This is a genomic window from Nocardia nova (genome assembly GCF_002933465.1).
Lineage (GTDB): Bacteria > Actinomycetota > Actinomycetes > Mycobacteriales > Mycobacteriaceae > Nocardia > Nocardia nova_B.
Window position 1 is genome coordinate 1 of record NZ_PSZE01000024.1, and the last position, 21031, is coordinate 21031.

21 protein-coding genes and 1 pseudogene are annotated in these 21031 nt (G+C 68.2%); 12 read left to right on the forward strand and 10 right to left on the reverse strand.

The window, feature by feature from the left end; translation table 11 throughout:
* Together C5E41_RS24235 and C5E41_RS24240 are read right to left on the reverse strand one after the other, a co-directional pair.
* A pseudogene (locus C5E41_RS24235) lies at positions 1-716 on the reverse strand (PucR family transcriptional regulator); the annotation flags it as partial.
* A 270-nt stretch (positions 717-986) separates the two neighbouring features.
* Positions 987-3110 carry an AMP-binding protein gene (locus C5E41_RS24240; protein WP_439956489.1) on the reverse strand — a complete coding sequence of 708 codons (2124 nt, stop codon included), beginning with the start codon at positions 3108-3110 and terminating at the stop codon, positions 987-989.
* A gap of 227 nt (positions 3111-3337) precedes the next feature.
* Here C5E41_RS24240 and C5E41_RS24245 point away from each other — a divergent pair, with 227 nt between their 5' ends.
* Together C5E41_RS24245 and C5E41_RS35330 are read left to right on the forward strand one after the other, a co-directional pair.
* On the forward strand, positions 3338-3886 hold the full coding sequence (locus tag C5E41_RS24245; protein WP_258081219.1) for an alpha/beta hydrolase-fold protein: 549 nt from the start codon (positions 3338-3340) through the stop codon (positions 3884-3886).
* Between the two features lie 61 nt (positions 3887-3947).
* Entirely contained in the window at positions 3948-4178 is a 231-nt protein-coding gene (locus C5E41_RS35330) for a hypothetical protein (RefSeq protein WP_258081220.1), read from the forward strand.
* A gap of 9 nt (positions 4179-4187) precedes the next feature.
* Here the strand turns inward: C5E41_RS35330 and C5E41_RS24250 are convergent, their stop codons facing one another.
* The 3 genes from C5E41_RS24250 to C5E41_RS24260 form a co-directional block, all read right to left on the reverse strand.
* Positions 4188-5000 carry an SAM-dependent methyltransferase gene (locus C5E41_RS24250; protein ID WP_181063401.1) on the reverse strand — a complete coding sequence of 271 codons (813 nt, stop codon included), beginning with the start codon at positions 4998-5000 and terminating at the stop codon, positions 4188-4190.
* 5 nt (positions 5001-5005) lie between these two features.
* Positions 5006-6304, reverse strand: coding sequence for a diguanylate cyclase domain-containing protein (locus C5E41_RS24255; RefSeq protein WP_104378074.1), 1299 nt, complete (start codon positions 6302-6304; stop codon positions 5006-5008).
* Between the two features lie 175 nt (positions 6305-6479).
* Positions 6480-6815, reverse strand: coding sequence for a histone-like nucleoid-structuring protein Lsr2 (locus C5E41_RS24260; protein WP_030517270.1), 336 nt, complete (start codon positions 6813-6815; stop codon positions 6480-6482).
* A gap of 347 nt (positions 6816-7162) precedes the next feature.
* Here C5E41_RS24260 and C5E41_RS24265 point away from each other — a divergent pair, with 347 nt between their 5' ends.
* Positions 7163-8176 (forward strand): cation diffusion facilitator family transporter, encoded by a 1014-nt coding sequence (locus C5E41_RS24265; RefSeq protein ID WP_104378075.1) that lies wholly within the window; start codon positions 7163-7165, stop codon positions 8174-8176.
* Between the two features lie 68 nt (positions 8177-8244).
* A complete protein-coding gene (locus C5E41_RS24270) occupies positions 8245-9237 on the forward strand; it encodes a cytochrome c oxidase assembly protein (RefSeq protein WP_104378134.1) in 993 nt (330 codons plus the stop codon).
* Between the two features lie 70 nt (positions 9238-9307).
* Here C5E41_RS24270 and lexA read toward each other — a convergent pair whose 3' ends face one another.
* Positions 9308-10078, reverse strand: coding sequence for a transcriptional repressor LexA (lexA, locus tag C5E41_RS24275; protein ID WP_258081221.1), 771 nt, complete (start codon positions 10076-10078; stop codon positions 9308-9310).
* 287 nt (positions 10079-10365) lie between these two features.
* Here lexA and C5E41_RS24280 point away from each other — a divergent pair, with 287 nt between their 5' ends.
* The 3 genes from C5E41_RS24280 to nrdR all read left to right on the forward strand — a co-directional run bounded on the left by C5E41_RS24280 (position 10366) and on the right by nrdR (position 11855).
* Entirely contained in the window at positions 10366-10857 is a 492-nt protein-coding gene (locus C5E41_RS24280; RefSeq protein WP_104378076.1) for a LysM peptidoglycan-binding domain-containing protein, read from the forward strand.
* An 85-nt stretch (positions 10858-10942) separates the two neighbouring features.
* Positions 10943-11218 carry a hypothetical protein gene (locus C5E41_RS24285; RefSeq protein ID WP_104378077.1) on the forward strand — a complete coding sequence of 92 codons (276 nt, stop codon included), beginning with the start codon at positions 10943-10945 and terminating at the stop codon, positions 11216-11218.
* A 160-nt stretch (positions 11219-11378) separates the two neighbouring features.
* Positions 11379-11855, forward strand: coding sequence for a transcriptional regulator NrdR (nrdR, locus tag C5E41_RS24290; RefSeq protein WP_030517264.1), 477 nt, complete (start codon positions 11379-11381; stop codon positions 11853-11855).
* On the opposite strand, the gene hrpA is transcribed toward nrdR, so the two are convergent.
* Entirely contained in the window at positions 11856-15959 is a 4104-nt protein-coding gene (gene hrpA, locus C5E41_RS24295; RefSeq protein WP_104378078.1) for an ATP-dependent RNA helicase HrpA, read from the reverse strand.
* A gap of 139 nt (positions 15960-16098) precedes the next feature.
* On the opposite strand from hrpA, the gene C5E41_RS33435 reads away from it, so the two are divergent.
* From C5E41_RS33435 to C5E41_RS24310, 5 genes are all read left to right on the forward strand, one after another.
* On the forward strand, positions 16099-16287 hold the full coding sequence (locus tag C5E41_RS33435; protein WP_146097667.1) for a hypothetical protein: 189 nt from the start codon (positions 16099-16101) through the stop codon (positions 16285-16287).
* Between the two features lie 108 nt (positions 16288-16395).
* A complete protein-coding gene (locus C5E41_RS24300) occupies positions 16396-16710 on the forward strand; it encodes a hypothetical protein (protein ID WP_258081222.1) in 315 nt (104 codons plus the stop codon).
* Positions 16676-16876, forward strand: a complete 201-nt coding sequence (locus tag C5E41_RS35335) for a Pr6Pr family membrane protein (RefSeq protein WP_258081228.1) — start codon at positions 16676-16678, stop codon at positions 16874-16876. The genes C5E41_RS24300 and C5E41_RS35335 overlap by 35 nt, the downstream gene beginning before the upstream one ends.
* 126 nt (positions 16877-17002) lie before the next feature.
* Entirely contained in the window at positions 17003-18226 is a 1224-nt protein-coding gene (locus tag C5E41_RS24305) for an aminotransferase family protein (protein WP_104378079.1), read from the forward strand.
* 124 nt (positions 18227-18350) lie between these two features.
* Positions 18351-19001, forward strand: coding sequence for a DUF5134 domain-containing protein (locus C5E41_RS24310; RefSeq protein WP_181063402.1), 651 nt, complete (start codon positions 18351-18353; stop codon positions 18999-19001).
* Here C5E41_RS24310 and C5E41_RS24315 read toward each other — a convergent pair whose 3' ends face one another.
* From C5E41_RS24315 to C5E41_RS24325, 3 genes are all read right to left on the reverse strand, one after another.
* Positions 19002-19697 (reverse strand): PhzF family phenazine biosynthesis protein, encoded by a 696-nt coding sequence (locus C5E41_RS24315; RefSeq protein WP_104378136.1) that lies wholly within the window; start codon positions 19695-19697, stop codon positions 19002-19004.
* A gap of 89 nt (positions 19698-19786) precedes the next feature.
* Positions 19787-20326, reverse strand: a complete 540-nt coding sequence (locus C5E41_RS24320) for a carboxymuconolactone decarboxylase family protein (RefSeq protein WP_104378081.1) — start codon at positions 20324-20326, stop codon at positions 19787-19789.
* A gap of 24 nt (positions 20327-20350) precedes the next feature.
* Entirely contained in the window at positions 20351-20938 is a 588-nt protein-coding gene (locus C5E41_RS24325) for a peroxiredoxin (protein ID WP_062962408.1), read from the reverse strand.
* Between the last annotated feature and the right edge of the window lie 93 nt (positions 20939-21031).

Sequence of the window (21031 nt, forward strand, 5' to 3'; positions counted from 1 at the left end):
CGGAGTTTGCGGCGGGCGATGATGGTGGGGTTGAGGTGGGGGTTGGTTTGGTCGGGGTGTGGGGGGATGTGGAGGGCGAGGATGTGGTAGTTGTCGGCGATTTCGATGCCGCATTCGCGGGCCATGGTGCTGGTGGGGTGGCCGCTGAGGAGGGCGGAGGTGAGGGTGTGGACGGCGTTGTGGTGTTCGGAGACGACGGCGCGGAGTTCGCGGACGTAGGCGTGGGAGACGGCGGTGGTCATGGTGTCGAGGATTTCGACGAGGAGTTTGGCGCCTTGGAGGAGGTTGGTGTAGTCGGTGTGGGTGAGGGTGAGTGTGGGTTCACCGCCACTGCTGTCGCTGCTGCTGGCACTGCCGCTGCTGCTGCCGCTGTGGTTGTTGGTGTTGGTTTTGGTGGTGGCGTTGGTGACGATGAGGTCGAAGCCGATTTTGAAGCCTTCGTGGATGGCGTGGTGGATGGTGTCGATGGGGACGCCTTCGCGGGCCCAGGCGGCGGCGGCGTCTTTGAGGCGTTCGGTTTTTTCGGGGATGTCGTGGCCGTCGAGGAGGCTGATGGCGAGTTCGAGGCAGGTGCGGGTGATGGTGGTGATGTCGCCGTGGATGGCGTCGCCGGGGAGGGTGCCGCAGGGGGCGACGTTTTCGACGAAGTGGCCGACCATGTGCCGCGACAGCGACCACACATCCTTCAACGGCGACGACAGCAATTGCCCGGACATGGTCAGGCTAGGGCGCGTCGAGCCGGCGGTGGCCTCGCCGGAGGCGGCCGGTGCGGCGGCGGGCCCCCGGGACGCGGTAGACCCCGGCGTGGCGGCAGAACCCGGCGTGGCAACAGAACCCGGCGTGGCAACAGACATTGGCGAAAACTTCCTTCCCCGCCCGTTTACTGCGCTGCCTTTATAACGTAACCGTAACGAGACCCCGATGGATGTATTTCGCCCATCCTCGTGACAAATGAGGATGCCACCGGGGTGTGGCCTGGTGAGCGATCACAACTCGGCCGCCGGTTGGAACGGGCCGGCCAGGTCCGCGCTCCCGCCGATCAGCAGGCGCTTGAGCACCTTCCCCGTCTCACCGCGCGGCAGTGCTGACAGGAAGGTGACATCGCGCGGCACCGAGAACCTGCTCAGCCGGTTGCGGATGTAGGTGCGGATCATGTCCGGGTCCAGGCCCGAACCCTCGCGCTTGACGATGAACGCGGCCAGCCGCTGCCCGAATTCGTGGTCCGGCACCCCGACCACGGCCACATCGGCGATCTGCGGCAGCCGCGACAGCGCCTCCTCCACCGGCCGCGGGAAGACGTTCTCACCGCCGGAGATGATCATCTCGTCGTCGCGCCCGGCGATGAACAGCCGGCCGTCGGCGTCCAGATACCCCAGGTCACCGGTATCGAGCATGCCGTCGGTCTCGTCCGGCGGCGCCGAATTGACGTATCCGTCGAACAGCATGTGATTGCCGACGTAGATGCGTCCGGTCGCGCCGACCGGCACGGGGGTGCGATCCGGGCCCAGCACAGCGATTTTGGTGCCGAGCGGTGGCCGCCCGGCGGTGGTCGGGGCGGTCCGCAGATCCTCGGGGGTGGCGATGGTCGCCCACGACACCTCCGTGGAGCCGTAGACGTTGTAGAGCACATCGCCGTAGTTGTCGGCGAAGCGCAGCACGGTGGCACCGGCCAGCGGCGCCCCGCAACTGGCCGCGATACGCAGGCTGGAGGTGTCGTAGCGGGCCCGCACATGGGTCGGCAGGTCCAGGATCCGCTGCACCATGGTCGGTACCAGAATTACCGTGCCGACCCGGTTTTCGGCTATCCGGCGCAGGGTGTCGCGGGCGTCGAACTGCTCCGGCAGCACCACGGTGGCGCGCAGCGCGGTACTCAACTGCAGGGCGGCCAGACCCCAGGTGTGGAACAGCGGTGCCGGGATGAGCATGGTGTCGTTCATGCGCAACGGAATGCGCGACAGCAGAGCCGCCACCGTGGCGAAGCCCTTGGCGTGCGGGCGGCGCGCGCCCTTGGGTGTCCCGCTGGTCCCGGAGGTCAGCACGATCAACCGGCCCGGCCGCGCCGGTTTGTCGAAACCGTTGTCGCCCTGGGTGATCAGATCATCGATGGTGATGCGGCCGGGGACGCCGTCGTCGGTGGCGACGCGCACGATGTCGGAATGCAGATAGTGGATCAGTCCTTCCAGTTCGGCATCGACGAAGACGTGCGCCAGCCGGTGCCGCTGCACGATTTCCTCGATCCGGCGGGCCGACAGACCCGCATTGAGCAGGATTGTGTCCACGCCGAGTTTGCCCGCCGCGACCATGGTTTCGACCATGCCGGCGTGATTGCGGGCGAGCAGGCCGATCGCATCGCCGGTGCGCAGGCCCAGCCCGGCCATCCCGCCCGCCAGTGCGGTACTGCGCCGGTCGATGTCGGCGAAGGTGCGACTGCGCCGATCGTCGACGACGGCGATCCGGTGGGGGGAATGCGCGGCCGCGGCCGCGTAGCCGCCGGCGAGATTGAAACCCCACCGGGCGAGTCCGCGCAGCTGCCCGACACTGCGATCCGGCCGCGCGGTGTGTACCACGCCCGCTCCGAGGATGTGGCGAGCCACGTCCGCGCGCCGCCGCAGCGGGCTGTTCTCGCGGTTGATCACGACCGAAGTCGGTGCGGCCGTAACCAGTTCACGCAGTCGCCGCAGCCCGGCGTCCAGCCACGCCAGCGCGCCGGCGGTCGAGGCGCGCGCGGCGACCGGATGTATCCGGCCGGCGGCGAAACAGGTGATCACGACCCGGGTGCCGCCCTCGATATCACGCAGCCGCACGGAGGCGAAACTTCCGGTCGCCGCGCAGTACAACTCGAAAGCCTCCTTGCGGGGGCCTACCCGCACCGTCAGCGACAGCGTCCGGATCTCGGTGTCGGTGGTTCCGATGCGTAGCTGCCACAGCGGCTCGCCGGCGACGGTCTCGAGCCGTTCACAGGCGCCGATCCCGGTGAAGATGCGCGGATACAGCTGCGGGTCGGTGAGCAGCTCCCAGACGGCGCTGCGCTCGACCGGCAGCTCGACGGCGGTGTCGAAAACCTCGGTAGCCAACTTCTTACACTTCTCGCGGGCCGGTTCTTCGAGCACACCGGCGGGAATTCCTTTGTAACCGGGATTGATTTCGCGCAGAAGATGCCTTGTGACAATTCCCGGAGGGCGCGGGGACACGGTTGTGAGTTCGCCGCCGATCGTCCGTCGCGTGATATGCGTCGCAGCCCGGAGCGGAACGTCGTCCGCCGCCCCGATTGTCGAGCCAGCGGCTGTCCCGCGTCACGACGGTGCCGGACCCCGCCGGAAAAGGATGTGTGAGCTGGATGAGCAGGCGATTCGGGTTGCTGTACCGGCGTCCGGCGGTGCTGTGCCTGGCGCTGGCGGCCGTGGTGGCGCTGTCGACCGGCGTCGCCGCCGCGACCGACGGATCGGCGTCGGCGGACGGATCCCGGATCGACCGGATTGTCGACACCGATGCCCGCCACACCACGCTCGTCGTGTACTCGGCGGCCATAGACCGCACGATCAGCATGCGGGTACTGCGGCCGGCCGAGACCTCGCGGCCGGCTCCGGTGCTGGGCCGCAACGAACGGACGACCTTCCTGACGCGTGAACTTCCGCCGCTCCTCGACGCCACGCTGCACACGTCGGGCCGCAACGCGATTGCGGGAGTGTCGATGTCGGCGACGTCGGTGCTCGCGCTGGCGCAGGCTACTCCCGGACTGTACGCCGCGTTGGGGTCGTTCAGTGGCTGCGCCCAGACGGGAACCGATCCGGGCCGTCGCTTCGTGCAGGCGGTGGTGGCTTCCGGTGGCGGCAATCCGTGGGAACATGTGGGGCCCGGACGGTTCGCACAGGTGGCTCGACGCTGACCCCAGCACGCCGGCGAATCTGGAAAAACTGCAGGGGACAGAACTTTTCGTCACCGCAGGGGTGCCACGCCCCGGCGGTGCGACGAACGGTCCGGCTGTTGCCGATCCCGCCGGTGGCGGCGCGCTGGAATCGGTGGTCGCGCAGTGCACCCGGCGCCTGCAGGACGCGACCGAGGCTCTCGGGATTCCCGCCATCTACCGCTACCCGCCGGGCGGGCTGCACGACTGGCCGTATTGGGAGCGGTCCCTGCACGAGGCGTGGCCGAGTTTCGCGCGGGCGCTCGCAGATTAGCAGCCCGGATCAGGGTTTGCGGGCCACACCCGCATAGCCGTCGAGGGGCCGGACATCCGGCAGGGGCTCGTCCGGATCCGGTCGCCACCGGGCCAGATATTCTAGGCCGGGTTCGACCAGGACCAGATCACCCAGCAGTTCCATGATCTCGGCGCGGGTGCGCAGTCGATCGCCCCGGCCGGTGACGCGTGCGGTCACCGCGAGCATGCGGTCCATCTGCTCGGGCGGCCCCTCACTGGTCAGATGCGACAGCGCCAGATAACTCCCGGAGGCGATGGTGGCGCGCAGTCGCTCGAAAACCGTCGCGGCCAGCGCATCGTCGGCGACGAAATGCAGCATCGATACGAGCAGGACGGCCACCGGCCGGTCGAAATCCAGCAGCTCCCGGACCTGCGGATGCTCCAGTATCCCGTCGATATCGGTGAAATCGCCGTGCACCGCGGTGGCGTTCGGATTGTCGGCCAGCAGCTTGCGGCTCATGGTCACCGCGACCGGATCGATATCGACATAGACCACTCGCGCGTCCGGGACGACGCGCTGCGCGATCTCGTGCACGTTGCCCGCCGTCGGAATTCCGGAGCCCAGATCGAGGAATTGGTCGATACCAGCCTCGGCGAGAAAACCGACCGCACGCTGCAAAAATGCGCGGTTGGCGCGGGCTGTGCGCGGGACTTCGGGAATGACCTCGATCATTTGCGCGGCGACCGACCGATCCACCTCGAAATTGGCGAATCCGCCGAGCAGATAGTCGTAAACCCGTGCCGGGCTGGGAATCCTGGGGTCGATCTCGTCGGCCGCCCAGTCGGGTAACAGAGGTTGCACGCAGCTCATCCTAGGCCGCGCACCCGGGCGGCGACATCTGTCGCATGAAGGACCCAGCGGTTTCGTCCGCCGGCCTTCGCGCGATACAGCCCGGCGTCGGCGGCATCGAGCAGTCGCTCGGCATCGGTACCGGTGACAGGGGTGACGATCGCGCCGATACAGGCCGAGATCATAAGGTCGTGGTTGTCGACGGGGATGGGTTCGGCCAGCGCGTCGAGCAGGCGCTGGGCGACCGTGGCGATGTGCTCGGTATCGCAGGTCGGCCGCACCAGCCCGACGAATTCGTCGCCGCCCACCCGAGCCAGCAGGATCGCCGGCACGGCCGCCGAGAGCCGGTCCGCGACCGCGACGAGCAGTCGATCACCTACGCCGTGGCCGTAGGTGTCGTTGACCGATTTGAATCCGTCGAGGTCGATGAAACACAGGCCGATGCAGTCCTCGGCCTCGGCGTCGGTGATGATGGCCGAGAGCACTTCGACCAGTTGCCGTCGATTGGGCAGGCCGGTGAGCGGATCCAGGCGGGCCTGGCGATGCAATTCGGCCTGCAATTCCCGCCGCTGTGTGGTGTCCTCGCCGACCACCAGCAGATAGGCCGCGCGCCCGCCGGTCGCCGGCACCAGGGTGATCGCCCAGGTGGCCCAGCCGTCGACACCTTCGGGCCGGGGATAGCGCAATTCCATCCGGACCGTGCCCGAGCCGGCGTGCAAAAGCTCGCCCAGTACGCGGCGCCGCAATTCCACTCGGTCGTCCGGATGGATCAGATCGGTGACCCCGCGTTCGAGCAGATACTCGCGGCTCACGCCCAGCATCGCGGCCATGGCCGGATTCACATCGACCACCCGGCCCTCGGCGTCACCGATGCCGAGGGCGATGGCGGCATTGTCGAATACCACCCGGAATCGCGCTTCGGCGGCATTGCGGGCATCGGCCATCGCCGAGTGCAACATTTCCTGATGCCGCGCCCGGGTGGCGAGTAACTCCTCGGTATATCCGCGGGCCATCTCGCCCAGTACGGCGAGCACCCGATCACCCGGGGGGAAGGCGGTGGTGGCCAGCGGCGTCAGCGCACGGGCGGAGCGGGGCACGACCTGCGGATCGGTGAGGTTTGCGCGCACCAGCGCGGCGCCGATCGCGGCCGCGGGCGCCGCATCGAACGGTTCGGCCTGCACAATCGTGACCAGCTGCTGGAGCAAACCCAGCAGCAGGCGCTCGAGCTCGCGCATGGACATGGGAACGAAACCGGTGTCGGCGATCGCGATGCGCCATCGCCGAGCCAGTTCACCGACCCCGGTTTCCCCTGTCATGCACACCAACCCCGCCTCGGAACTACTCCCAGCGACTTGTGAGTACGGCGCGGCGCCGAACCAGAGAACCAGATTACCGCGCCGAGCGGGTCCGCAAGATCACGGCTGTGGCGTGATGCTGCGGGCCCGCTCGGTATGTACGGTGTGCGATCTCGCTGGAAAGATCGGGTGCCGGCTACTTGCTCGCTTTGTGATAGGCGGCGACAACCTCGGAGGAAATGCGGCCGCGCGCTGAGACGTTATAGCCGTGTTTCTTGGCCCATTCCCGGATCGCCACCGTCTGCTCGCGGTCGGCCGCGGACTTCGTGCGGGTGCCGCCGCCGGACTTCAAGCGGCCGACCTTGCGGGCCTTTTCCGTCCAGGGTTCGAGTGCGCCGCGCAGCTTCCCGGCATTCAATGTCGACAGGTCGATTTCATACGCCACACCGTCGATCGAGAACTGCACGGTCTCATCCGCTTTGGACTTCCCGTCGTAATCATCGATGAGTGTGACGGTGACTTTCTTGGCCATGATCGAGCCCTTTCGCACTGACACGGAGCAACTGGGATTGTGTATACCGTACCGTAGTGCGACCGGCCGTAGTGAATCCCGTGCTATTCGGGCGTTTTCGATCGTGATTGTTCCCGGAATGCGAAAAGAATCGGCGGGACGCATTTAGTGCGGGCGCGGCAAAGATTATCGGAATGCTCGCGGTCTTCGGACACCGCTCGGGAGTTCGGATCGCGCGGTTCGGATATACGGAGGGGTTGCGTGGGTACCCGGCTGCCGGGCCTGGCGGCGCGTAGAGCAGGGGATATTGCATACATAGCGATGTATGCATATGATGACGGGCGAAGCGACGGAGAGGGGTATCGGGCATGGGCGCCGGACAGACACATGGCTCGGGCAACGGGCATGCGCACAGTCATGCGCACGCCACTCCCGACGGCGATCGGCGCTGGCTCGCCGGGGCGCTCGCGGTCATCGTGGTCTTCCTCCTCGGCGAGGTGGTCGTCGGTGTGGTGGCCGGTTCGCTCGCCCTGCTGTCGGATGCCGCGCACATGCTCACCGACGCGGCCTCGATCGCGTTGGCGCTGTGGGCGATTCGCCTCGCGGCGCGACCCCCGGCCGGGCGGATGACCTTCGGCTGGAAGCGGGTCGAAATCCTGTCCGCGCAAGCCAACGGCCTGACGCTGCTGGTGTTGTCGGCCTGGCTGTTCTACGAGGCGATCCGCCGCCTGATCCAGCCGCCGTCGGTCACCGGTGGGCTCGTGCTCGCCACGGCGCTCGTGGGCGTGGTCGTGAACCTCGCCGCCACCTGGATGATTTCGCGGGCCAATCGCAGCAGCCTGAATGTCGAGGGCGCGTTCCAGCACATCCTCACCGATCTCTACGCCTTCCTGGCGACCGCGGTGGCCGGAGTGATCATCATGGTCACCGGATTCGAACGCGCCGACGCGATAGCGACGCTGGTGGTGGTCGCGCTGATGGTCAAGGCGGGCGTCGGCCTGGTCCGCGCGTCGAGTCGGATATTCCTCGAGGCCGCCCCGGCCGATATCGATCCCGCGGTGGTGGGTGTGGGAATGGCCGCCCGTGACGGGGTGGTGGAAGTGCATGACTTGCACATCTGGGAGATCACCTCGGGGTCTCCCGCGCTCTCGGCACACGTGCTGGTCGAGCCCGGCCGCGACTGTCATGCGGTGCGTCAGGATCTGGCGCAGTGGCTGGCCGCCGACCACCACATCGAGCACGCCACGCTGCAGGTGGATCACGCACAGCCCGAGCTGATCGAACTCGGGGCCGGGCCGAGCGGCCATTGCGCCCAGTCGCACGGACCCGCGCACCGCTCGCAAGACGTCGCGCACGCCCACGAACCCGGTAATGGGAACTAACCGGACATCCCGTCGGACCGGCGCAAACGCCCTTGGACACCGGGTGGATACTGGCTGCCGTGGGATGGATCGACACGCCGCTGACCGTGCAGTCCGTCATCGAGGAATGGCGCTGGGACATCTCGACCATCGTGGTGACCGCCGCGCTGGGGCTCGGCTACGGCCTGGCTCGCCGGCGCGCCGATCGGCGCGGTAGCGCGGAGTCGGCGGGACGCAGCTGGGCGTTCGGCGCGGTCGGCCTCGGAGTGTGGTTGCTGACCGGCATCAGCGTGATCGGTGTGTACTCCGGCACCCTCTTCTGGATGCGGGCACTGCAAATCCTGCTGCTGCTCTATGTGGTGCCGTTCGGCCTGGCGACCGGGCGCCCGCTGACCGTGGCGCGGGATTCGCTCGGCCCGGCCGGACGAGCGCGGATGGAACGTATGCTGGCCTCGGCGCCGGCGCGGGTGGTGACCTATCCGCTGGTTTCCTCGATCGCCATCCTCGCCACTCCCTGGCTGCTGATACTGACCCCGTGGTACGAAGCCGTACTGCGGCACGGCCTGGTCGACGCGCTCACTCGTTTGCTGCTGGTGGCCGTCGGATTCCTGTACTTCTATTCGCGGCTGCAGACCGATCCGGTGCCGCACCGCTATTCGCAGGCCCTCTCGTTGCTGATCACGGTTTTCGAGTCACTGGCAGACGGGGTACTGGGATTGGTGCTGTGGTTCGGGCCGCTGGTCGCGGTGGACTACTACACCGAGGTGGGCCGGACGTGGGGCCCGGATCTGCGCATGGATCAGATCATCGGCGCGGGCATCATCTGGGTGCTCGGCGACGTGCTCGGCCTGCCCTACCTGCTGACGCTGATGCGGTCGTGGGCGGCCGACGAACGACGCAACGCCGAGCGGATGGATGCCGAACTCGACGCGACCGAAGAACGTTCGGCGGCACCGGCCGACGCGGCCGCGCGGGCCTCGTCCGCGCCCGCCGCGGCGACAACGGCGAGCGCGGAGGCGCCGGTCCAGAGCGGCCTGTGGTGGGAAAACGATCCCGTGCTGCGCGACCGCTTCCGGCGCTGACGGATGCGCCCGTCCGGACGGTTGCCGCTTCCTGCCGCCGGCCGGGCTACTCCACCCGGATCTCGCGCGCTCAGATCTTGCGGATCACCGTGACGACCTTGCCCAGGATCTGGGCGTCGTTACCGTCGATCGGATCGAACAGCGGGTTGTGCGGGATCAGCCATACTTGGTCGCCGGTGCGTTTGAACGTCTTGACCGTCGCCTCGCCCTCGATCATCGCGGCGACGATATCGCCGTTGTCGGCGACGTTCTGCTGGCGCACCACCACCCAGTCACCGTCGCAGATCGCCGCCTCGACCATCGATTCGCCGACGACCTTCAGCAGGAACAGCGAACCCTCGCCGACCAGTTCGCGCGGCAGCGGGAACACGTCTTCGACGGCCTGTTCCGCGAGGATCGGCCCACCGGCGGCGATGCGGCCCAGCACCGGCACATAGGTGGGCGCCGGGGTCGCATCGGAGGTTTCGGTCGCCACCGCGCGCAGCACCGGCGCGGCGCCGGCCGCCCGCACGGCGGTCTCGTCCAGGCCGCGGACGTCGACCGCACGCGGACGGTTGGGATCGCGGCGCAGATACCCTTTGCGTTCGAGTGCCCGGAGTTGATGAGCGACCGATGAGGTGGAGGTGAGTCCGACCGCATCGCCGATCTCGCGGATGCTCGGGGGATAGCCGCGGTCGTTCACCGAGGTACGGATGACCTCGAGTACCTTGCGCTGGCGGACGGTGAGATCCGCTCCGTTGCCGGGGGTTTCGGTGTCACCGGCCGGCGCCGGGGCGCCCCCGGGGGAGACCGTGCCGCTTCCGGCCGCCTCCTCGTGTCCGACCACCGTACGTTCGCTCACGCTCGCCGTCCTCCGTTCGTCTGTCTGCCGGGGCGTGTGTCTGCCGGGGCGTGTGTCTGCCGGGTTGTGCCGGCGCCGCCGGATCGCGTGTTTCGAATGTAGTCCGCCCGCGACCAGGTTTCAAACATCTGTTCGACGCATGTCGGCGTGGCTGGTGACATTGTCGGTCCGGCGTGGTAAGAATTCGAACATCAGTTCGTCGAACAGATGAGCGAATACGCCACCACTCTCATATCCCTGTGATCCCTCGGCTCAGCATTCGTCACAGCATTCATGGAGGTCGTCAGATGCGTACCGCGGTCGATGAATACAGCACGATCGGCCCCCGGACCGGTTCGGCCGGCGGTGCCCCCGTCCGCACCGTGCGGCCGGTCCGGCGCCACGGCCGGGCCGACCTTTGGCGTCCCCGCGGCCGGTATCGCCCGCACGCCGTGGCGGGCTACGACCGAGTGCCGGCCGCCGCGCCGGCCCGCGGGCCGCATCCGCTCCGGCGGGTGGAACAGGCGCGGATTCGGCTCGCGACTCTCGCGGTGACCGCCCTGCTGACCGCGGCGGCGGTCTGCGGGCTGATGGGGGTGGCACAGCTGCGCGATGCGGGTGCCCCGGCGTCCACGCAGACCGTCCAGGTGCAGCCAGGGGAGTCGCTGTCCGACCTCGCGCGGCGGGTGGCGCCGGGCGATCCGGTGCGCGACACGGTGGCTCGCATCGTGGAACTGAACGGATTACGCGGCGCCGAGGTGGCCGCCGGACGCACTCTCGTGGTTCCGGCATCACGATAAACCGTGGTCGCGGGCCTGAACGAGGTGATGACCTACGTCAGCACTCTGGCGGCGAAGCCGGCGGTGCCCGGAGTGCGCACCCGGTGTGTTCGCGCCGACCACCGGATCGGCGGAGGTCGACGGTCGCACGGTGACGCTGCGCACCCCGTTGCCCGACTTCAACTGGGCCGACCGCGACCCTCGCTGGACCTACACCACCGGCGATCTGGTGCCGTGCTACGAACGGGTGCAGGCCACTCCGCTGCTGGCCCGCCAGGTGCTGTCGGTGCCGTTCGCTGGTGATCTCGCCGCCGGACGATTGCTGAATCGCCTGCCGGATCTGCTCACCGACCTGGCGGGTCAGTGGCAACTGATGGCGTGAGCTATCCCGGTCGCGGGTCCGCATGGGCCGGGGCGAACCCTGTCCGGGTATTCTGAAAGACGCTCAGGACATACGTGGTGAGTGCGGCTGTATCGGCGGAACAAGGTCGAGGGCAGGCAGCTCGTCGCGAACCGACGCAGGCATCGACGAAGGATCCCGGATGCATTGCCCGTACTGTCGGCACCCGGATTCGCGGGTGGTCGACTCGCGTGAGGCCGAGGAAGGCAGCGCGATCAGGCGCCGCCGCGCGTGTCCGCAGTGCGGTCGCCGCTTCACCACGGTCGAGACCGCGATCCTCTCGGTGGTCAAACGCAGCGGTGTCACCGAACCGTTCAGCCGCGAGAAGGTGATCCGTGGCGTCCGCCGCGCCTGTCAGGGGCGTGAGGTCGACGACGATGCCCTGAACCTGCTCGCCCAGCAGGTCGAGGATGCGGTGCGGGCGAAGGGCTCTCCGGAGGTGCCGAGCCACGAGGTCGGTCTGGCCATCCTCGGGCCGTTGCGCGATCTCGACGAGGTCGCCTATCTGCGTTTCGCGTCGGTCTACCGGTCCTTCAGCTCCGCCGACGATTTCGAACGTGAGATCGCCGATCTGCGCCGCCATCGCGCCGAACGATCGGTGACCGCCGGCGCCGACTGATCAGCGGGGCCGGGCGCCAGGAGGCGCCGCGCCGATGCTGTCGATGGCCTTGACGATTCGCTTGGCGGACACCGGATACGGCGTCCCCAGCTGCTGGGCGAACAGGCTCACCCGCAGTTCCTCGATCATCCACCAGATCTCGGTGACGTCGGCGGCCGTGCGACGGGCCTCCGGGAGGCGATCGAGCAATCGCGCGTAGGCGGTGTGCACCCGGTCCAGTTCAGCCGCGCCGTGGCGATCGCGATCGGCCGAGGCCGGCAACGCGAGCAGACGTGCCTCGGCGGCGTGCAGATACCGCGGAATCTCGCGCAGCCGGGCACTGCCGAATTCGCTGACGAAACCGGCGAAGACCAGGTCGTCGAGCTGCCCGGCCACATCGTCGGCGATATCGCGATCGGCGGTATCGGCCAAGGCGGTGCGCACCCGGTGCGCGGCCGCCAGCACCGGAACCACCAGCGCGAGAATGCGCGCGACCGCACCGGCGAACTCCGGTCGAACCTGCTCGACCAGCCGAGTGAACTGCTCCGGGCTGCGCACCGGGCCACCGTGTGCGGCGATCAGTTCGTCGGCGGCGCAGGCGCGGCAGTCGTCGAGCAGCGCGTCCATCGATCCGTACGGGTTCTGGCTCAACGCGAGGCGATCGGCGGCCGAGAGCCCCGAGGTGATCGAGCGTTGTGCGGCCGGCATCTCGCGCAGTAGCAGCGCCCGGGTGCCGGTGCGCATCGCGGCACGCTGTGCCGTCGGCGAGGACAACACTCGCACCGCCACACCGTCTCCCTCGCGGACCAGCGCGGGATAACCGGTGATGGTCTGGCCGCCGACCTCACGCCGAACGGTCTGCGGCACGGTGCCCAGCGTCTGCGCCGTCCACACCGTCGCCGGCGCTTTCTCGGCCGCACTCGTCGCCTTCGCGACGGACTGCGAAATCTGCTGGGCGAGTTGAGTTTTCAAGGCGGCAAGGCTCTTGCCGCGGGCGAGGTGCGCGCCGTCAGGCCCGACGACGGCGAACGTCATCCGCAAATGATCGGGCAGAGCGGCGGGGTCGAGGTCGGCCGGTGCGATCGCGGTCGACGCCAGAGCTGACAATTCGCGGGCCAGTCCGGTGCGCAGCGGTTCCGCGCGCGGAGTCAGCCGCGCCAACGCGGCCTTCGCGAAGTCCGGCGCGGGAACGACACTGCGGCGCAGTTGTTTCGGCAAGGTCTTGATCAGTGCGGCGGCGAGTTCCTCGCGCATGCCGGGAACCAGCCAGTCGAAGCCCACGGCACGCACATGGGCGAGCTGGGCGACCGGTATGTGCACGGTCACGCCGTCGTCGGCCTGTCCCGGCTCGAACTGGTAGGTGAGCGGGAAAGTCAGCTCGCCCTGCCGCCAGCTGTCCGGGTAGGCGGCCGGATCCAGCTGGGCCGCTTGCGCATTGACCACGGTGGCGGTCGAGAAGTCCAGCAGGTGCGGATCCGCGCGCTCGGCCTTGCGCCACCAGCTGTCGAAATGCCGGACCGACACCACGTCGGCGGGGATGCGCTGATCATAGAAATCGAACAGCACCTGGTCGTCGACGAGGATGTCGCGCCGGCGCGCCCGATGCTCCAGATCGGCCACATCGTCGAGCAGTTCGCGGTTGCGGTGGAAGAACCGGTGCCGGGTCTGCCATTCGCCCTGGACCAGTGCGTGCCGGATGAACAGTTCCCGCGACAGCTGGGCATCGATGCGGCCGAAATCGACGCGGCGCTGGGTGACCAGCGCTATGCCGTAGAGGGTGACCCGCTCGTAGGCCATCGCCGCGCCGCGCCGGGAGGACCAGTGCGGTTCGGAGTAGTTGCGTTTCACCAGATCGCCGGCGAGCCGTTCGGCCCATTCCGGCTCGATCCGCGCGGCCATCCGGCCCCACAGTCGAGAGGTTTCCACCAGCTCGGCCGCCATCACCCAGCGCGGCGGCTTCTTCGCCAGAGCCGAACCGGGGAAGATCATGAACTTCGCGCCGCGCGCACCGAGGAACTCCCGCGATTCGGCCTCGCGCACCCCGATATGCGACAGCATGCCCGCCAGCAGCGCGCGATGGATCGCGTCCCCGTCCCACGGCAGGGCTTCCGGATTCTGTTGCGGCGCGATCGATTCCGCGGCCGACCAGCCGAGGCTTTTCGTGATGGTGCGCAGCTGCCCCTGCAGATCCTGCCATTCCCGGATGCGCAGATAGTGCAGGAACTCGTCGCGGCACAGTCGCCGGAACTGATTGGACGACAACGATTTCCGCTGTCCGCGCAGATAGTCCCACAACCGTAGATAGGCGAGGAAGTCCGAGCCCTCGACGGTGAACCTGGCGTGTTTGGTGTCTGCGGCCTGCTGGAATTCGGCCGGGCGTTCCCGCACGTCCTGGATCGACAGCGCCGCGACGATGACCAGCACCTCGGACAGGCAGCCGTTCGCCTCGGCGGCGACGAGCATGCGCGCCATTCGCGGATCGACCGGGAGTTGGGCCATCTGCCGTCCCACCGCGGTGAGTGCCAGCTCGTCCCCGCCCTCCGGCGCGCGCACGTGACCCCCGGTGGCGCCTTCGCGTCCGCGGCGCCGGCGCGCACCGCGAGCGGGCGCGGGCGCCTCGGCGGGGCGCCCGAGAGCACCGAGTTCCAGCAGCAACGCGATACCGTCGCGGATCGCCCGCCGGTCCGGCGCCTCGACGAACGGGAAGCTCTCGATGTCGCCGAGGCCCAGTGCGGTCATCTGCAGGATGACCGCGGCCAGGTTGGTGCGCAGAATCTCCGGTTCGGTGAACGCTGGGCGCGCCTCGAAGTCCTCCTCGGAGTAGAGCCGGATGCAGATACCGTCGGCCACGCGCCCGCAGCGCCCGGAACGCTGCCGTGCGGAGGCCTGGGAGATCGGCTCGATCGGCAGGCGCTGCACCTTGGTGCGCATCGAATAGCGGGAGATGCGCGCGGTGCCCGGATCCACCACGTAGCGGATACCCGGCACGGTGAGCGAGGTCTCGGCGACATTGGTGGCCAGCACCACACGACGGCCGGTGTGCGGCTGGAACACTCGATGCTGTTCGGCCGCCGACAAGCGTGCGTACAGCGGAACGACCTCGGTGCGCGGCAGTTTCAGATCGCGCAGCGTGTCGGCGGTATCGCGGATCTCGCGCTCACCGGACAGGAATACCAGCACGTCGCCGTCGCCCTCGGCGAGCAGTTCGCGGACCGCGTCACCGATGGCATCAGTCTGGTCGCGAGCGTTCTCGGCGCTGCCGCGCCCGCTCTGCCGGGCGCGACGCGGCGCCGGCTCCTCGTCGAAATCGTCCTCGTCGTCGGTGCCGGCCATCTCCGGAGCCAGCGGGCGATACCGGATTTCGACCGGATAGGACCGTCCCGACACCTCGACGATCGGCGCGGGCTCCCCGGAGTCCGGATCGGCAAAATGACGGGCGAACAGTTCCGGGTCGATGGTCGCCGAGGTGATGATCACCTTGAGATCCGGACGTTTCGGCAACAGCGACCTCAGATAGCCGAGCAGGAAGTCGATATTGAGGCTGCGCTCGTGCGCCTCGTCGATGATGATCGTGTCGTAGCGGCGCAGCAGGCGGTCGCGCTGAATCTCGGCCAGCAGGATGCCGTCGGTCATCAATTTGATCAGGGTGCGATCGGAGGCCTGATCGGTGAAGCGCACGGTGTAGCCGACCACGTCGCCGAGTTCGGTATCGAGTTCGGCGGCAATGCGTTCGGCCACGGTGCGGGCCGCCAGCCGCCGCGGCTGCGTGTGGCCGATGGTGCCGCGGATCCCGCGCCCGAGTTCGAGGCAGATCTTCGGGATCTGCGTGGTCTTCCCCGACCCCGTCTCACCAGCGATCACGACGACCTGATGGGCGGCGATCGCCGCGGCGATATCGTCGCGATGGGCGGAGACCGGCAGTTGTTCCGGATAGCGAATCGCTGGGACCGCGCCGCGGCGGGTCTCGATACGAGCCTGCGCGGCGGCGATCTCACGCTCCAGCCGTTCGATCTCGCCGTCGTTTCCGTGTGCCTTGTCCAGCCGTCGGCGCAGCCGGTGTTCGTCGCGGAGGGAGAGGTCGGCCAGGCGAGCGCGCAGCTCGCGGGTGGTGGCAGTCGAGGTCATTGCATCGACCAGCGTAGCGAAACCGGCCGTCCGGCCGGTTCCCGCGCTGGTCGGGGCCCCGGACGGTGAAGATAACCGGATCGTTGCTATCGGATGATCTTGGTTCCCTGGCGGGGGCCGGATATGTCACCATCGGGTCATGACTGCTGTTTCCGGAACGCCGATGTGGGTCCGTGGACTGCGCGTGGTGTCGGTGCTGCTGGGCATCGCCGCTCTGGTCCGCGACGGGGTGCGCGCGGTCGCGACGACCGCGTCGAATACGCTGCGCCGGCCGGTGGCAGCGGAGCCCGCGACGAGGCAGCGTACGTCGCCGGTCGGCTCCGCTTAGACCGAAAGACTTTCCGTCCCGCGGATTACGCCGACGGCAGGATGCTGCGGCCGGGGGCACCGAGGCTGAAATCGCCTGGCGGGCCGACCGGTATGCGAGGATCGTACGATGATCGCCCGCGCGGGAACGCCGGTGTGGATCCGGATCCTGCGGATCGCGTTCGGCGTGCTGGGAATTGTTGCGCTGCTGTGGATTCCGCTCCGCGCGGGGCAATCGCCCGGATTCTCGATCGGCAACTACGTCAGCTACTTCACCATCGAATCCAATATCGCCGGTGTGCTGGTTCTGCTGATCGGCGGTCTGCTGGATCCGGCGCGGCGCTGGCAGGTGGTGCGCGGCGCGGCTGCGGGTCTCGGCGGCGCTTGTCGGCGGGTGGCTGATCTACCCGATCGTCTACTGCGGCTACAGCGTGATCCGCGGTGAGATCGTGGACTGGTATCCGTATCCGTTTCTGGACCCGCGAGTGCAGGGGTACCCCTCGCTGCGGATCGGGATGGTGATGCTGGCCGCGGTGATCACGCTGCTGGCGATCGCGGTGGCGTGGCTGGGGTCGTTGCACCACCGTCGCGACGCCCCTGTTGCGGTCTGACCGCGCGGTTGCCGCTCGATTGCGCGGGTCGGACGCCCCCACCTCTCCAGGCGCCACACGGGTAGTCTGGCGGCGCGGGCGATCGGGTATGCCCATCGCCCCGGACGACGGGGAGAGGAGCCGAGCATGGGTGCGCTGTGGCACGGATTCGCGGATATGGGCGCGGTGGAGCGCGACGGCGCCTTCGTGGTCGCCCGCGGTGAGGGCGCCTACATCTGGGACGAGGCCGGGCGGCGGTATCTCGATGCGACGGCGGGGCTGTGGTTCACCAACGTCGGTCACGGCCGCCGCGAGATCGCCGACGCGGTCGCGGCGCAATTGTCGACGCTCGCACACTATTCGAACTTCGGCGATCTGACCGCGCCGGTGACGCAGCGGCTGGCCGAGCGGTTGTCGGAGCTCGCGCCGGTGCCCGGCAGCAAGATCATGTTCACCTCCGGTGGATCCGATTCGGTCGACACGGCCGCCAAACTCGCCCGCCGGTTCTGGCGTGAGCAGGGCCATCCGGACAAGACGCTGCTGGTCGGCCGTCGGCTGGCCTATCACGGAATGCACGTCGCCGGAACGGCGCTGGCCGGCATCGAGGTCAATCACGAGGGTTACGGCGAGCTGATGGCCGATACCCGCACGGTGGAATTCGATCGGGCGCAGGCGCTGCGGGCGCTGATCGACGAGGTGGGCGCCGATCGCATCGCGGCGTTCTTCTGTGAGCCGATCATCGGGGCGGGCGGGGTGTACCTGCCACCGGAGGGCTATCTCACCGAGGTCCGCCGCCTCTGCCGTGACAACGACATCCTGTTCGTCGCCGACGAGGTCGTCACCGGCTTCGGGCGGATCGGCGGATCGTGGTTCGCCTCCACTCGTTTCGGACTCGAACCGGACCTGATGACCACCGCGAAGGGCCTGACGTCCGGCTATCTGCCGATGGGTGCGGTCTTCGTGGCACCGCGGGTGGCCGAGCCGTTCTTCGGGGGCGGAGTGTGGTTCCGGCACGGCTACACCTACGGCGGCCACGCCGGATCGGCCGCCGCGGCGATGGCCAATCTCGACATCATCGAACGCGAGCATCTGCTCGACGCCAGCAAGAACATCGAATCGCTACTGCACGAACACCTCACGCCGCTGGCCGGACATCCACGCGTGGCGCAGGTTCGCAGTGGACTGGGCGCGGTGGCCGGGGTACAGCTCGCCGATCCGTCCGAGGGACCGGCGATGGTGAAAGCGCTACGCGCCGAAGGTGTTTCCACCCGGTCCGCTGGACAGGGCGCATTGCAGATCTCACCGGCGTTCGTCATGACCGGCGAGCAGATCGCCGAACTCGCGGCGGCGATCGGTCGCGCGCTGGGCTGAGCACACGGTCTGCCCGTCGGCTGCCTCTTCGGTGCCTCCGGGCCGCCGGATGGGCGGCGCCCGCCGCCGCGCCGTGCGAGCATGGGTGCGAAGGCGAACGCGCCGCGGCGGAAGGTGGTGGGGTGTGGGGTCTTTCGTGACCGAGCACGAGGTGTTGCGCTGGGGCGTCGTCGTGGCGTTCGTCGCCGCGGCGGGCATCGTTCTGGTACGGCACGTGGCGGTGCCGGTGACGCCGGGACAAGCGAGCCGACAGCGGCCGGGGACCTGGCCGGCCGAGGTCGACGCGCACGAATCCGATGCGGCCCATCTTGTGATGTGCCTGGTCATGCTCGCGATGTTGCTGTTCCCGGTGGCTGCCGCGCCCGATGCGATCCGCGCGGTGCTCATCGCCATGATCGTCGTGTACGCAGGCCTGTCGCTCGTGCGAATCACACACTGGCGCATAGCATCCGGCGGCGATGGTGCCGATTTCCGCCTCCCGGCGGTGGTCTACCACCTGGTCGCGGCCGCAGCGATGCTGTGGGTGATGGCCGGACATCACCACGGTATGGCGCATCCGGATATGGGCGGTGCGGATGGCCCGCCGGTCGTACCTGTCTCGATCGTGGCCGCACTGTTCGCGCTCGACGGGCTACTGTTGATGTTCCCGCGTACGAGAACCGCACTGCGGCACAGTATTTCGCATCCATCCGGCACTCCGGGTGCGCTCGGCGCCATTCCGCACGTCGTGATGGACCTCGGGACCGCCTATATGTTGATCGCCGCCGTCGCCTGATCAGAGGACTACGGGGTGATCGGCCACGACGCGTCCGCCCAGGCGCACCCAGCCGTCGGAATCCCATTCGGTGAACAGCTGTGAACCCGCGCCCTGGGTGACGATCAGGCTGCGGCGCAATTTCGCGGTGAGTGCGATCGCGGCCGCGCCCGTCGCCTCGTCCTCGGCGATTCCCAAAGCGGGAGCGAACATTCGCGCGTGCACGGCGCCGCGCGTCTCGTTCGTCCAGGCCCACACGTAGTGCTGGCCGTCGGTGAAGTGGCGCGGATCGACCGTGCCGAGGAAGGCGGCATCGGAGAATTCGTCGAATGTGAATTCGGGCGCCCACTCGGCGCGCGCGCGAATCCAGACCAGGCCGTCGTCGAGCATCTGGATTTCGACGGGACCGGCGGGCACGTCGATGATCTTCACGGGATTCCCCTGATCGGCCAGCCACCATGCCGCGCCGACGGTCGGATGTCCCGCGAACGGCAGCTCGCGTGCGGGGGTGTAGATGCGCATGCGGGCGCGGCCGGCCACCGGATCGTCGAGAACTACCGTCTCACTGTGGCCGACTCGGGCCGCCAGCAACTGATGATCGACCGCGGCCACCGCCCCCGCGCGCACGATGCCCAGGGGGTTACCGAGCCGGCCTGTGACGTCGGTGAAGACCCGAACCACCTCGACCTGTGTGCCGTCGCTTTCCCATTGACTCATGCTGTCCCAGCGTACCCGCAGCAACATCCGCGATGCCCCGCCCCGATGGACGGGACGGGGCATCCGATGGAATGCGTGTCGACTGTGCCTCAGACCGCCGCGGCGGCCAGCGTCTCGCTGGCCTGCACGGCCTGGCCGACGCCGGCCACGATCGCGGCGACGCGCAGCGCCTCGAAGATCACCTCGCGCGAGACACCGGCCTCACGCAGAGTGTGCTCGTGGGCCTCCAGGCAGTGCTGGCAGCCGTTGATCGACGACACCGCGAACGACCACAGCTCGAAATCGGCCTTCTCGACGCCCGGATTGCCGATGATCTGCATGCGCAGCCCCGCGCGCAGATCGTCGTAACGACCGTCCAGGAACGCGCGGCCCCGGTAGAACACGTTGTTCATACCCATGATCGAGGCGGCGCCCAGTGCCGCGTTGTAGGCCTCCGCGGACAGAGTGTCGGCGGCCTCCTCGCCGATCTCGCGCAGCGTGGTTGCCGACCGGGTGGCGGCCGCCGCGGCGAGCAGGGTGCCCCACAGCTGCTGTTCGTTCAGCACGGTCGACCGTGCGATAGACGACAGATTGAGCTTGAGGTCCTTGGCGTATTCGGGAAGCGAATTCTTCAGGTTTTCCACAGACACGGGCAGGAACTTCCTTTTCGGTGATCAGACGCTCGCGGACAGCAGTTCACCGGCATCGATGGTCGGGTCGCCCTTCTTCCAGTTGCAGGCGCACAGCTCGTCGGACTGCAACGCGTCCAGCACACGCAGCACCTCGTCGACATTGCGGCCGACCGAACCGGCGGTGACCGAGACGAATTGGACCTCGTTGTTCGGGTCGACGATGAAGGTGGCGCGGTCGGCGACACCGTCGGCGTTCAGCACGCCGGTCGCGGTGACGAGCTCACGCTTGAGGTCGCTCAGCATCGGGAAGGGGAGGGTCTTGAGATCCTCGTGCTGGGCACGCCACTGGAAGTGCACGAATTCGTTGTCCACCGATACACCCAGGACCTGGGCGTCGCGATCAGCGAACTCGTCGTTCAGCTTGCCGAAGGCGGCGATTTCGGTGGGGCACACGAAGGTGAAGTCCTTCGGCCAGAAGAAGACGATGCGCCACTTGCCGGCGTAGTCGTCACTCGAGACCTGGGTGAAGTAGTCGTCGGGCTGCTGCGCGTTCACCTTCGACAGATCGCCGCCGATGACCGCCGTCAGGTTGTAGGCGGGGAACTGGTCGCCGATGGTCAGCAGAGCCATGTTGTCTCCTTCGTCGTAGTGGGACACGGGTGACGGGTCGCCCTCGTGCGGGACACCGTCGAAGCATTTCGTTGTCGATCATGCCCAAAACTC